Source organism: Enterobacter sp. CPE_E890 (genome assembly GCF_046521475.1).
Classification (GTDB): domain Bacteria; phylum Pseudomonadota; class Gammaproteobacteria; order Enterobacterales; family Enterobacteriaceae; genus Enterobacter; species Enterobacter adelaidei.
Window position 1 is genome coordinate 2016517 of sequence record NZ_JBKFZW010000001.1, and the last position, 12417, is coordinate 2028933.

Below are 12417 nucleotides of genomic sequence, written 5' to 3' on the forward strand. Positions count from 1 at the left end.
TAAATTTCGCGAGCGATCACAATTCCAGAATTATATTTGGCCTCTGCATACTCTTTCTTATTTTCATGCGGCAAAGCGCCGCTTGTCGTAAAAATATTCACTTTTTATGCACTAAAAGTGAATAACTCCATATTGTAACTTATTGATATTCTGTTGGCCCAACCCGTTTATGCATTTTTATCGCTGGCTGGCACGAAGGCTGCAATCTACATTCACAGTGCAAACACTCAATTATTTAACATTCAAATAACTTTTTATTTACCGGATGAGGTCGCTATGTCTCTGTCAATTACGCGTGAAAATTTCGATGAATGGATGATGCCAGTATACGCTCCGGCGGCTTTTATTCCGGTTCGTGGGGAAGGCTCACGCCTGTGGGACCAGCAGGGTAAAGAGTATATCGACTTTGCAGGTGGGATTGCGGTGAACGCGCTGGGCCATGCTCATCCGGCACTGCGTCAGGCACTGAATGACCAGGCGGCGAAGTTCTGGCATACCGGCAACGGGTTTACCAACGAGCCCGCTCTGCGTCTGGCGAAAAAACTGATCGACGCAACATTTGCCGAAAAAGTCTTTTTCTGTAACTCGGGGGCAGAAGCGAACGAAGCGGCGCTGAAGCTGGCGCGCAAATATGCACACGACAAGTTTGGCACGCACAAAAGCGGTATTGTCGCGTTTAAGAACGCCTTCCACGGTCGCACGCTCTTTACCGTCAGCGCGGGCGGTCAGCCTTCTTATTCGCAGGATTTTGCACCGCTGCCACCCGATATTCGTCACGGTATCTATAACGATCTCCAGTCAGCCAGCGAGCTGATCAACGACACCACCTGCGCGGTAATTGTTGAGCCGATGCAGGGCGAGGGCGGCGTGCTTCCGGCGCAAAAGGCGTTCCTGCAGGGGCTGCGCGAACTGTGCGATCGTCATAATGCGGTACTGATTTTTGATGAAGTGCAAACGGGGGTGGGCCGTACCGGTGAACTGTATGCCTACATGCACTACGGTGTGACGCCGGACGTCCTTTCGACTGCCAAAGCGCTGGGCGGCGGCTTCCCGATTGGGGCAATGCTGACCACCGATAAATTCGCCAGCGTGATGACCGTGGGGACCCATGGCACCACATACGGCGGTAACCCGCTGGCCACAGCCGTGGCCGGACAGGTTCTCGACATCATTAACACCCCTGAGGTGTTGAAAGGCGTTAAGCAGCGCCACGACTGGTTTGTCGAGCGCCTGAATGCAATCAACAGCAAAACGGGGCTGTTTAAAGAAATTCGCGGTCTGGGGCTGTTAATCGGCTGCGAGCTCACCGCCGAGTTTGCCGGAAAAGCTAAACTTATTTCGCAGGAAGCGGCAAAAGTGGGCGTAATGGTGCTGATTGCCGGTGCCAACGTGGTGCGTTTTGCTCCTGCGCTGATTGTCAGCCAGGAAGAGGTGCAAACTGGTTTAGATCGCTTTGCGCTGGCCTGCGAACATGTGAAATCCGGGGTGTCATCATGATGGTCATCCGTCCCGTTGAGCGCGGCGATCTCGCCGGGCTCATGCAGCTTGCCGGTAAGACGGGAGGTGGGTTGACCTCACTTCCCGCCGACGAAAAAACACTGTCGGCGCGCATTGAGCGCGCCCTGCACACCTGGCAGGGGACGTTGCCAAAAAGCGAACAGGGTTATGTGTTCGTTCTTGAAGATACCGACACCGGTGCTGTTGCCGGGATTTGCGCCATCGAGGTGGCTGTTGGGTTAAACGACCCGTGGTACAACTATCGCGTCGGCACGATGGTTCATGCTTCGAAAGAGCTGAACGTCTATAACGCGCTGCCGACGCTGTTTCTTTGTAATGACCACACGGGTGCCAGCGAGCTCTGCACGCTGTTCCTCGACCCGGCGTGGCGCAAAGAAGGCAACGGTTACCTGCTTTCTAAATCACGCTTTATGTTTATGGCCGCCTTCCGCGATCGCTTTAACGAAAAGGTGGTCGCAGAGATGCGCGGCGTGATCGACGACACCGGCTACTCACCGTTCTGGGAGAGCCTGGGCGAGCGCTTCTTCTCGATGGAGTTCAGCCGGGCGGACTATCTCTGCGGTACCGGCCAGAAAGCGTTTATTGCCGAACTGATGCCGAAGCATCCTATCTATACCCATTTCTTAACCCCGGAAGCGCAGGCGGTGATTGGCGAAGTGCATCCGCAAACCGCGCCCGCCCGCGCGGTGCTGGAGAAAGAGGGCTTCCGCTACCGTAACTATGTCGACATCTTTGACGGCGGGCCAACGCTTGAGTGCGATATCGACCGCGTGCGTGCGATTCGTAAAAGCCGGCTGGTTGAGGTCGCTGAAGGTCAGCCTGCGCCGGGTGACTGGCCGGCATGTCTGGTGTCGAACGAAAATTACACCAACTTCCGCGCCATGCTGGTGCGTACCAACCCGAAATGTGAACGTCTGGTGCTGACGGCTGCAGAACTGGATGCCCTGAAATGTAACGCCGGCGATACGGTTCGCCTGGTGCGTCTCTGCCCTGAGGAGAAAACAGCATGACATTATGGATTAACGGTGACTGGGTCACGGGCGAAGGCGAACAGCGCGTAAAGACCAATCCGGTAGCAAAAGAGGTGCTTTGGAAAGGGAATGACGCCAGCACCGCGCAGGTTGAACAAGCCTGTCATGCCGCGCGCCGCGCGTTTCCGGCGTGGGCAAAACAGCCTTTCGCCGTGCGTCAGGCCATTGTTGAAAAGTTTGCCGGTTTGCTGGAGGCGAACAAAGCCGAACTGACGCGCATCATCGCCTCTGAGACCAGTAAACCGCGCTGGGAAGCAACAACCGAAGTGACGGCGATGATCAACAAAATTGCCATTTCGGTGAAGGCTTACCACACCCGTACCGGTGAACAGCACACCGAGATGCCGGACGGTGCGGCCACGCTGCGCCACCGTCCGCACGGCGTGCTGGCGGTGTTTGGTCCGTACAACTTCCCGGGGCATCTGCCGAATGGTCACATTGTGCCCGCGCTGCTGGCGGGCAATACCGTGATTTTCAAACCGAGCGAGTTAACGCCATTAACCGGCGAGGCGGTGGTGAAACTCTGGGAACAGGCTGGCCTGCCGCCTGGCGTGCTGAATCTGGTACAGGGTGGGCGTGAAACCGGTCAGGCGCTGAGTGCGTTGAGCGATATTGACGGTCTGTTGTTTACCGGCAGCGCCGGAACGGGCTATCAGTTGCATCGCCAGCTGGCGGGGCAGCCGGAAAAAATTCTGGCGCTGGAGATGGGCGGTAACAATCCACTGATCGTGGAAGACCCTGACGATATTGACGCTGCCGTGCATCTGACCATTCAGTCCGCCTTTATTACCGCCGGACAGCGCTGTACCTGTTCCCGTCGCTTACTGGTAAAACGTGGTGCGCAGGGGGATGCCTTCCTGAAACGGCTGGTTGAAGTGAGCGCGCGTCTGGTACCTGCAACGTGGGATGCCGACCCGCAGCCGTTTATGGGCGGTCTGATTTCCGAGCAGGCGGCGTTGAATGTGCTGAAGGCCTGGCAGGATCATGTCGCGCGTGGAGCAAAAACCTTGCTGGAACCGAAGCTGGTCCAGCCTGGCACCTCGCTGCTGACGCCGGGCATTATTGAGATGAGCGGTGCGAGCAACGTGCCGGACGAAGAGGTCTTTGGCCCGCTGCTGTGCGTCTGGCGTTATGACGATTTTGATGCGGCGATTGCAATGGCCAATAACACCCGTTACGGCCTGTCGAGCGGGCTGATTTCGCCGCATCGCGAGAAGTTTGATCGGCTGCTGCTGGAAGCGCGCGCCGGGATTGTGAACTGGAATAAACCGCTGACCGGTGCAGCGAGCACCGCGCCGTTCGGCGGCGTGGGGGCATCGGGCAACCATCGCGCCAGCGCGTGGTACGCCGCGGATTACTGCGCGTGGCCGATGGCAAGCCTGGAAACCCCGGCGCTGACGCTGCCGGAAACGCTCAATCCGGGTCTGGACTTTACCGGAGGGGATCGTCATGAAAGCGCGTGAAGTCAACTTTGACGGGCTGGTGGGGCTGACGCACCACTATGCGGGTCTCTCTTTTGGTAATGAAGCCTCGACGAAGCATCGTTTTCAGGTCTCCAACCCGAAACTGGCGGCGAAACAGGGGCTGCTAAAAATGAAAGCGCTGGCGGATGCCGGTTTCCCGCAGGCGGTTATTCCGCCGCAAGAGCGCCCAAACGTGGCAGTGTTGCGTCAACTGGGCTTCACCGGCAGCGATGAGCAGGTGGTTGAAAAAGCGGGTACACAGACACCGCATCTGCTCTCTGCGGCAAGCTCTGCCTCATCAATGTGGGTGGCCAACGCGGCAACCGTCGCACCGTCAGCCGATACGCTGGATGGAAAAGTCCATTTGACGGTGGCGAACCTGAACAACAAATTCCACCGCGCCACCGAAGCGGAAACCACCGAGCGCGTGTTGCGCGCCATTTTCAGTCATGACGACCATTTTGCGGTGCATCAGGCTCTGCCACAGGTGGCGATGTTTGGCGACGAAGGGGCTGCCAACCATAACCGGCTGGGAGGTGATTATGGCGACCCTGGTGTGCAGTTGTTTATTTACGGGCGTGAGGAGGGCGGTCATTCTGAACCCGTCCGCTATCCGGCCCGTCAGACGCTGGCGGCGAGTCAGGCCGTTGCCCGCCTGAATCAGGTCAATCCTTCCCAGGTGATTTTTGCCCAGCAGAATCCACAGGTGATTGACCAGGGCGTGTTCCACAACGACGTGATTGCCGTCTCCAACCGCCAGGTACTGTTCTGCCATGAGCAGGCGTTTGCCCATCAGGAGAAGCTGCTCGCTACGTTACATGAACGCGTGCCGGGTTTTATGCCGATTCAGGTGCCGACGCAGGCGGTCAGCGTGCAGGATGCAGTGGAAACCTATCTCTTCAACAGCCAGCTGTTGAGCCGTGACGATGGCAGCATGATACTGGTGCTGCCGCAAGAGTCCCGGGATCATAAAGGGGTGTGGCGTTATCTGTCAGACCTGGTTAAGGCCGATAACCCAATTGACGAACTGCGCGTCTTTGACCTGCGTGAAAGTATGGCCAACGGCGGTGGTCCAGCCTGTCTGCGCCTGCGCGTGGTACTGACGCAGAATGAAATGCAGGCCGTTAACCCGGCAGTGATGATGAACGAAACGCTGTTTAACACCCTGAACGACTGGGTGGATCGTTACTATCGTGACCGGTTAACGCAGGCAGACCTGGTCGACCCTCAACTGCTGCGCGAAGGTCGTGAGGCGCTGGACGCGTTGACATCCATCCTGCAGCTGGGATCGGTTTATCCGTTCCAGCGCTAAAGGAGTGAGTATGGAAAATCTACTGGCGCTGACCCTGGCTGATGAAACACCTGAGCAGAGTGAGGGGGAGGGGCCCTCATTCCTCTGGCGCTGGTTGGGGCGCGGAGTGCTTGAGCTGACGCCGACCGCAAAAAGCGATCTGTCGCTGCTGCTTTCAACGGGGATTCATGGGAATGAAACGGCACCCGTTGAGATTGTCGATCTGCTGTTGCGCGCGTTGTATCGCGGAGATATCACCCTTAAGTGTCGTGTGCTGGTGGTGCTCGGCAACCCGCCTGCGCTGGCACAAAACAAACGGTATCTGGTGAGCGATATTAACCGCATGTTCGGTGGGCGCTGGTCGCAATTTCCACAGAGTGACGAAACGGCGCGGGCAGAGTGGCTGGAGAACGTCGTGAGCGCGTTTTTTGCGGCTGCGGGGCCTGCGCGCTGGCATCTGGATCTGCATACGGCGATCCGGGCGTCTTATCATGTTCGCTTTGGCGTTCTGCCGCAGCGTCATCAGCCGTGGGATGAAGCGTTCCTGAGCTGGCTGGGCGATGCCGGGCTGGAGGCGCTGGTCTTTCATCAGTCACCGGGGGGAACGTTTACTCACTTTACCTGCGAACGTTTCGCTGCGCTGGCGTGTACCCTGGAGCTGGGAAAAGCACTCCCGTTTGGCCAGAACGATCTGACCCGCTTTGCGCCTACGCATCTCGCTCTTCGGGCGCTGCTGGGAGGAACGGTTCCTGAGCACGCGCATCAGCCCGTTGAACGGTATCGGGTCGTGCAGCAGATCACTCGCCGCAGCGATGCCTTCCTGCTTCATATGGCTGCACATACGCTCAACTTTACCCCGTTCCGTAAAGGCGTCCTGTTGGCCGAAGATGGTGAGGATCGTTATGAAGTGCAGAAGACAACCGAATATGTGTTGTTTCCTAACCCGTCGGTGGCGTTTGGTTTGCGAGCCGGATTGATGCTGGAAAAAATCTCCTGAGTATTTCCCCTCTCATCCTCTGAGGGGGGAAGCAAAAACCTTTTCTTAACGATTAAAGCGTTCGCACTTCTTTTGCAGAATATTCCTGGTGAATTGCTTTATTATTAATCTTCACTTCGCTATACTCATGCTTAATTTCTTTAAAATCATCGTGTTGTTTATTTTTTGTTGCAACTCTCCACGCTTTATCCTTATTTCCTCCACATTTGGCGAAAATTTGTTTTTTACACTTTCATTGTTTTACCGTTGCTCTGACTAATTGACGATAAAGCCCGTAAAGTTAATCTCGTCAACACGGCATAGCGCCGAAGAATAACTGAAAGAAAGGAAATAAATTATGCGTAAACTTACTGCACTGTTTGTTGCTTCTACCCTGGCTCTGGGCGCTACCAGCATGGCGTTCGCCGCAGATACGACCACCACCGCTGCCGCGCCAGCTGAAGGCAAAATGATGATGCATCATAAAGGCAAGCCGGGTATGCACAACGAGATGATGATGTTTAAAGATCTGAATCTGACGGATGCGCAGAAGCAGCAGATCCGCGATATCAGGAAAGGCGAGCGCGACCAGATGAAACGTCCTCCGCTTGAAGAGCGTCGCGCGATGCATGACATCATCGCCAGCGATAGTTTCGATAAGGCGAAAGCTGAAGCGCAGATCGACAAAATGGCTGAGCAGCACAAAGCCCGCATGCTGGCTCACATGGAAACCCAGAATAAGATCTACAACATTCTGACTCCGGAACAGAAAAAACAATTTAATGCGAATTTTGAGAAGCGTCTGACAGAACGTCCGGCGATGGAAGGTAAAATGCCAGCACCAACCGAATAATCGGTTCAACATCTTAAGACCGCCGGGATCCTGTCCACAAAAGCGCTATCGCTGTGGACAGGACCGGCGGTTTTTCTTTCCTTCCCTCTTGTCTGCCACCGCGAGCGCGGTATGCTCCTGTAGTCGCTTCAGAGAATGTTTGTAGAGTCATGGCGTTAGAATTTTTATTAACGTTCAGTTAATGCCTGCCCGCTCTGCTGCCGATACTGTGTCTGTGAAACCCTAACGATAACAAACAAGACAGCAACGATAGCAATATCCTTGCCCTGGCACAGGTTGTGCCATTCAGGAGTGGTGATGGAGTTCTTTGATATCCGTAAGATGCCGGTCAGTCTCTGGCGCAATGGTGCTGGCGAAACGCGAGAGATTTGTTGTTTTCCTCCCGCGACGCGGGATTTTTACTGGCGTGCCAGTATTGCGACTATTGCCAGTAACGGTGAATTCTCCTCTTTTCCCGGTGTTGATCGGGTCATAACGTTACTGGAGGGAGGAGAGGTGACGCTGGATGCCGGTCAGGCATTCTGTCATACCCTGAAACAGCATCAGCCTTACAGCTTTTCTGGCGATCTACCGGTAAAAGCACTGCTGGCGGATGGGAGGATGGCAATGGATTTCAACATCATGACCCGGCGCGATTGCTGCCAGGCAAAAGTACGCGTTGCCGATCGTACCTTTACCACCTTTGGTTCCCGGGGCGGCGTGGTGTTCGTGTTAGGCGGCGCGTGGCAGTTGGGGGATAAATTGTTGACCGCCGATCAGGGGGCATTCTGGGAAGAGGGCACCCACACTCTCCGTCTGCTGGAGTCTGAAGGCACCTTATTGTTCAGTGAAATTAACTGGCTGCCGGGTCACTCAGCACAATGATCTCATATTTGCCGGTTAATACCGGCTTACAGAGTATTTTGTAGCCGTCATGATCGAATCCGGCGGGTGTGCGTAGCAAGGTTGCCGCGTCGTTTACATTGTCAACGGCGCCCAGCCAAAGCCAGTTATTGATGATGTGATACTGGGTCATCGCTTCACCCACTTCCTTTAGGGCAACGGCATTTTCCCACGGCCAGCAGGCGACACTGATGGCCGCCAGCCCGTTGAGAAGCCGGGCATGATGTTCCTCAACACTTTCTTTCCCACAACAAGCACCTGCGCAGCGCTTCAGAGCGGATCGGAAACAGGCGCGCCCACGGGTGGTTGCCTCCAGACCCAACAGGCTGTAACAAAGCTGTAAATCATCCGCCAGCGTTTGCAGGGCCTGGAGTGCCGCACGTTTATTCGCGAATAACCCATACAGATTTGGGGCATGTGAAAAATCGACTTCACGTGCGTAGACAATCTGCGGTTTGCCCGCGGTTATCTGCAGGGAGCAAAGCTGACGATTACGGCGCAAACGCTTATTGAACAGCGGTTGTTGCTCTTTGATAAGTCGGGCTTCAAGCAACAGTGCGCCCATTTCTCCTGCGGTCTGAACCCAGGTAATGCGTCGTGACTGGCGCAGCATGGCGGCCTCGTCCGGCGTACGGAGATGGGATAATACCCGGCTGCGAATATTGACGCTTTTACCGATATAGAGTGGCAGGGTGTCACTCTCACCGTGAAAGATGTACACGCCAGGCTGTTTAGGCAGCGCCTCCAGCCATGGGCGAAGGTGCTCGGGATATTCGTAGATAGCCGCCGCTTCAAACTCAAGACGCGGGGCAGATTGACGCCTGCTCACATACCACTCCCTATACTGTTCAGGTATACAGTGTAGCAGGAGTGTGGTGGTTAAAAAAGAGCCGGGTGGCGGCTGCGCCTTACCCGGCCTAGATTATGCGGGTTACCGTTTTGCTCTATTTCTTCCAGAAGTCGTCAAACACCGTGATAGGCGTGTGGCGCTTGTGCTCGGTTTTTAGATACCAGCCTTCGATGATTTTCGCGGTACCTTCATCCAGTTTTTTACCTTCCAGATAATCATCAATATTGTCATAGGTGACGCCAAGCGCCGCTTCATCTGGCAGGGAAGGGCGATCGTCTTCAAGATCCGCTGTCGGCGCTTTCTTGTAAAGATGCTCAGGGCAACCCAGCGTGGCCAGCAGTTGCTTACCCTGACGCTTGTTCAGACGGAAAATGGGGTTGATGTCGGTGCCGCCGTCGCCATATTTGGTGAAGAAACCGGTGATCGCTTCTGCCGCATGGTCGGTTCCAACAACTACACCTTTGGTCATCCCGGCGATGCTGTACTGCGCTTTCATGCGCTCACGGGCTTTCTCGTTCCCACGGACAAAATCACTCAATTCTATGCCGGCTTCGCGTAGCGCCTGCTCGCTTGCCAGGACCGAACCTTTAATATTGACGGTCAGTACGCGGTCAGGCTGAATGAACGAAATGGCATCCTGGCAATCCTGCTCGTCGGCCTGCACACCATACGGAAGACGCACGGCGATAAACTGCAGTGTCTCATCACCGGTCTCTTCGCGAAGCTCTGAAATGGCCATCTGGCAGAGTTTACCGGTCAGCGTCGAGTCCTGGCCCCCGCTGATGCCCAGCACCAGGGATTTCAGGAAAGGGTTCGTTTTTAAATAAGATTTTAAAAAATCCACGCTGCGGCGGATCTCTTCATGTGCATCTACCGCAGGCTTCGCGCCCAGCGCCTGAATAATCTCTTGTTGCAGAGCCATCATGCCCTCCATATGCAGAACATAAACCGAATGTATTTACTGCTAAAACTAACCCTTTGGGCGAGAAACGACAAGGATCACAGTTTTGAGTGCGCTAATTTGCGGCGATTTAGCAGGTTATCATTGTTTTATTAGAATTTTCCGAAATTCGTCTGGCGTAATTCACAAAGTTGAACAATCGTACTTTTTATTCCATGCTTAGATAACACGCTGATAAACAAGAGGACGGAATATGAACAAGAACGTAGCAGGAATTCTTAGCGCAGCGGCAGTACTGACTATGCTGGCAGGGTGTACAGCTTACGATCGCACCAAAGATCAGTTCACACAGCCAGTGGTTAAAGATGTCAAAAAAGGCATGACCCGTTCGCAGGTGGCTGCGATTGCCGGTAAACCTTCTTCTGAAGTGACCATGATCCATGCGAAAGGAACCTGCCAGACCTATATCCTGGGTCAACGTGATGGTAAGGCAGAGACCTACTTTGTCGCCCTGGATGATACCGGCCATGTTATTAACTCCGGCTATCAGACCTGTGCTGAATACGACACCGATCCGCAGGCACCTAAGGCGTAGTAACCCTGCGTATCTGAGGATGTTAACAAACCGACCAGTGGGTCGGTTTTTTTATGCATACAAAAATCTTATTTCTTTGCGCGAATTATTTGCCCGAAATGTGAAGGGAGTCAACAAGCCAGGTCAATGAGAGACAATTTGAGTCTGTTCAGAATTATCCCCTGTCTGTACCATTGCGTATACTCACTCCAACGACAAACAACAATACACAAGCTACCTGTCTGCCGGGACAGCGAGTCGAGTGATAGCAAGATGGCAGGTAGTCATACAAGAGGGAAATTATGATGGAAAAGAAACATATTTACCTGTTCTGCTCAGCGGGCATGTCAACCTCGCTTCTGGTGTCAAAGATGCGTGCACAAGCTGAAAAGTATGAAGTCCCTGTGGTGATTGAAGCGTTTCCTGAGACGCTGGCGGGCGAAAAAGGCCAGAAAGCCGACGTCGTTTTACTGGGACCGCAAATCGCCTATATGTTACCCGAAATTCAACGACTGTTACCGAATAAACCGGTCGAGGTGATTGACTCAGGGCTGTACGGCAAGATTGATGGTTTAGGTGTATTGAAAGCTGCTGTAGCAGCCATTAAAAAAGCTGCTAATTAATTTTTATTTTTCCCGTCAAAGAGTTATTTCACACACAATACGCCGTAACTTGTGTTGCGGCATTTAAGGGTATTTTCCTATGAGTAAAGTCATCGCTTCACTTGAAAAGGTACTCCTTCCTTTTGCTGTTAAAATAGGAAAGCAGCCTCACGTTAATGCCATCAAAAACGGTTTTATTAAATTAATGCCGTTGACGCTGGCCGGGGCAATGTTCGTTTTAATTAACAACGTTTTTCTGAGCTTTGGTGAAGGTTCCTTCTTTTATTCATTAGGAATTCGGTTAGACGCTTCGACTATTGAAACCCTTAACGGTTTTAAAGCCATCGGCGGCAACGTCTATAACGGGACGTTAGGTATTATGTCGCTGATGGCGCCTTTCTTTATAGGGATGGCGCTGGCAGAAGAGCGGAAAGTAGATCCACTGGCCGCTGGTTTATTATCCGTTGCCGCATTTATGACCGTGACTCCTTACAGTGTCGGCGAAGCGTATGCAGTAGGCGCAAACTGGCTGGGCGGAGCTAACATCATCTCCGGTATTGTTATCGGGCTGGTGGTGGCGGAGATGTTCACCTTTATTATTCGTCGAAACTGGGTTATCCGTTTGCCAGATAGCGTTCCTGCTTCGGTTTCTCGTTCATTTTCCGCGTTGATTCCAGGCTTCATTATTCTTTCCATCATGGGGATTATCGCCTGGGCGCTCTCTCACTGGGGCACTAACTTCCACCAGATCATCATGGACTCTATCTCTACGCCGCTGGCGTCAATGGGTGGAGTGATCGGTTGGGCGTATGTGATTTTCACTTCTCTGCTGTGGTTCTTCGGCGTGCATGGTTCACTGGCACTGGCAGCGCTGGACAGCGGGATTATGACCCCATGGGCACTGGAAAACGTAGCACTTTACCAGCAGTACGGCTCTGTTGACGCGGCGCTGGCAGCGGGTAAAACCTTCCATGTGTGGGCGAAGCCGATGCTTGACTCCTATATCTTCCTGGGCGGTACCGGGGCGACCTTGGGTCTGATCATCGCGGTCTTTATTGTCTCTCGTCGTGCTGACTACCGTCAGGTGGCGAAACTGGCGCTGCCTTCAGGTATCTTCCAGATTAACGAACCGATCCTGTTTGGTCTGCCAATCATCATGAACCCGGTGATGTTCATCCCGTTCATTCTGATTCAGCCGCTGCTGGCAGCCATTACCCTGACGGCCTATTACATGGGGATCATTCCACCAATCACCAACATTGCACCATGGACAATGCCGGCGGGTCTGGGCGCGTTCTTCAACACCAACGGCAGCGTGGCGGCCTTCCTGCTGGCGATATTCAACCTCGGGATTGCAACACTGCTTTACATGCCATTCGTGGCGATTGCGAACAAAGCAGCAACCATCATTGATGAAGAAGAGAGCGAAGAGGATATTGCCCTCTCACTGAAATTCTAAGATTGAACGGCGCGGGG

Annotated in this window: 12 protein-coding genes; 10 read left to right on the plus strand and 2 right to left on the minus strand. The window is 53.8% G+C overall.

The features are described 5' to 3' along the window. Nucleotides 1–276 precede the first annotated feature (276 nt). From ACLHV9_RS09960 to ves, 7 genes are all read left to right on the plus strand, one after another. Entirely contained in the window at nucleotides 277–1497 is a 1221-nt protein-coding gene (locus ACLHV9_RS09960) for an aspartate aminotransferase family protein (protein ID WP_049007831.1), read from the plus strand. Continuing rightward, a complete protein-coding gene (astA, locus tag ACLHV9_RS09965) occupies nucleotides 1494–2528 on the plus strand; it encodes an arginine N-succinyltransferase (protein WP_028017202.1) in 1035 nt (344 codons plus the stop codon). Before ACLHV9_RS09960 ends, astA begins: the two co-directional genes overlap by 4 nt. Further along, a complete protein-coding gene (astD, locus tag ACLHV9_RS09970) occupies nucleotides 2525–4012 on the plus strand; it encodes a succinylglutamate-semialdehyde dehydrogenase (RefSeq protein ID WP_407220404.1) in 1488 nt (495 codons plus the stop codon). The genes astA and astD overlap by 4 nt, the downstream gene beginning before the upstream one ends. Then, on the plus strand, nucleotides 3999–5324 hold the full coding sequence (gene astB / locus ACLHV9_RS09975) for an N-succinylarginine dihydrolase (RefSeq protein WP_407220405.1): 1326 nt from the start codon (nucleotides 3999–4001) through the stop codon (nucleotides 5322–5324). The genes astD and astB overlap by 14 nt, the downstream gene beginning before the upstream one ends. A 10-nt stretch (nucleotides 5325–5334) precedes the next feature. Continuing rightward, nucleotides 5335–6300, plus strand: coding sequence for a succinylglutamate desuccinylase (gene astE / locus ACLHV9_RS09980; protein WP_407220406.1), 966 nt, complete (start codon nucleotides 5335–5337; stop codon nucleotides 6298–6300). A gap of 337 nt (nucleotides 6301–6637) precedes the next feature. After that, the gene (spy, locus tag ACLHV9_RS09985; RefSeq protein WP_128348744.1) at nucleotides 6638–7132 is read left to right on the plus strand and encodes an ATP-independent periplasmic protein-refolding chaperone Spy; all 495 of its coding nucleotides are present in this window, start codon (nucleotides 6638–6640) and stop codon (nucleotides 7130–7132) included. Nucleotides 7133–7429: 297 nt separating this feature from the next. After that, complete coding sequence (gene ves / locus ACLHV9_RS09990) at nucleotides 7430–7996, plus strand: environmental stress-induced protein Ves (RefSeq protein ID WP_128348745.1); 567 nt, start codon at nucleotides 7430–7432, stop codon at nucleotides 7994–7996. Here ves and cho read toward each other — a convergent pair. Together cho and nadE are read right to left on the minus strand one after the other, a co-directional pair. Next, nucleotides 7965–8843, minus strand: coding sequence for an excinuclease Cho (gene cho, locus ACLHV9_RS09995; protein ID WP_407220408.1), 879 nt, complete (start codon nucleotides 8841–8843; stop codon nucleotides 7965–7967). The two genes, ves and cho, sit on opposite strands and share 32 nt — an antisense overlap. Before the next feature lie 115 nt (nucleotides 8844–8958). Then, nucleotides 8959–9786, minus strand: a complete 828-nt coding sequence (nadE, locus tag ACLHV9_RS10000) for an ammonia-dependent NAD(+) synthetase (protein ID WP_108090159.1) — start codon at nucleotides 9784–9786, stop codon at nucleotides 8959–8961. Nucleotides 9787–10018: 232 nt separating this feature from the next. On the opposite strand from nadE, the gene osmE reads away from it, so the two are divergent. The 3 genes from osmE (at nucleotide 10019) to chbC (ending at nucleotide 12400) form a co-directional block, all read left to right on the plus strand. Beyond that, a complete protein-coding gene (gene osmE / locus ACLHV9_RS10005) occupies nucleotides 10019–10360 on the plus strand; it encodes an osmotically-inducible lipoprotein OsmE (RefSeq protein WP_008500677.1) in 342 nt (113 codons plus the stop codon). Nucleotides 10361–10644: 284 nt separating this feature from the next. Next, nucleotides 10645–10962 carry a PTS N,N'-diacetylchitobiose transporter subunit IIB gene (gene chbB, locus ACLHV9_RS10010; protein WP_014883474.1) on the plus strand — a complete coding sequence of 106 codons (318 nt, stop codon included), beginning with the start codon at nucleotides 10645–10647 and terminating at the stop codon, nucleotides 10960–10962. Between the two features lie 79 nt (nucleotides 10963–11041). Further along, a complete protein-coding gene (chbC, locus tag ACLHV9_RS10015; protein ID WP_407220409.1) occupies nucleotides 11042–12400 on the plus strand; it encodes a PTS N,N'-diacetylchitobiose transporter subunit IIC in 1359 nt (452 codons plus the stop codon). Nucleotides 12401–12417 lie beyond the last annotated feature (17 nt).

Bases quoted from the DNA above. Each gene is read 5' to 3' on its own strand.
- ACLHV9_RS09960 (WP_049007831.1), top strand. From the start codon at position 277: ATGTCTCTGTCAATTACGCGTGAAAATTTCGATGAATGGATGATGCCA.
- astA (WP_028017202.1), top strand. From the start codon at position 1,494: ATGATGGTCATCCGTCCCGTTGAGCGCGGCGATCTCGCCGGGCTCATG.
- astD (WP_407220404.1), top strand. From the start codon at position 2,525: ATGACATTATGGATTAACGGTGACTGGGTCACGGGCGAAGGCGAACAG.
- astB (WP_407220405.1), top strand. From the start codon at position 3,999: ATGAAAGCGCGTGAAGTCAACTTTGACGGGCTGGTGGGGCTGACGCAC.
- astE (WP_407220406.1), top strand. From the start codon at position 5,335: ATGGAAAATCTACTGGCGCTGACCCTGGCTGATGAAACACCTGAGCAG.
- spy (WP_128348744.1), top strand. From the start codon at position 6,638: ATGCGTAAACTTACTGCACTGTTTGTTGCTTCTACCCTGGCTCTGGGC.
- ves (WP_128348745.1), top strand. From the start codon at position 7,430: ATGGAGTTCTTTGATATCCGTAAGATGCCGGTCAGTCTCTGGCGCAAT.
- nadE (WP_108090159.1), bottom strand. From the start codon at position 9,786: ATGGCTCTGCAACAAGAGATTATTCAGGCGCTGGGCGCGAAGCCTGCG.
- osmE (WP_008500677.1), top strand. From the start codon at position 10,019: ATGAACAAGAACGTAGCAGGAATTCTTAGCGCAGCGGCAGTACTGACT.
- chbB (WP_014883474.1), top strand. From the start codon at position 10,645: ATGGAAAAGAAACATATTTACCTGTTCTGCTCAGCGGGCATGTCAACC.
- chbC (WP_407220409.1), top strand. From the start codon at position 11,042: ATGAGTAAAGTCATCGCTTCACTTGAAAAGGTACTCCTTCCTTTTGCT.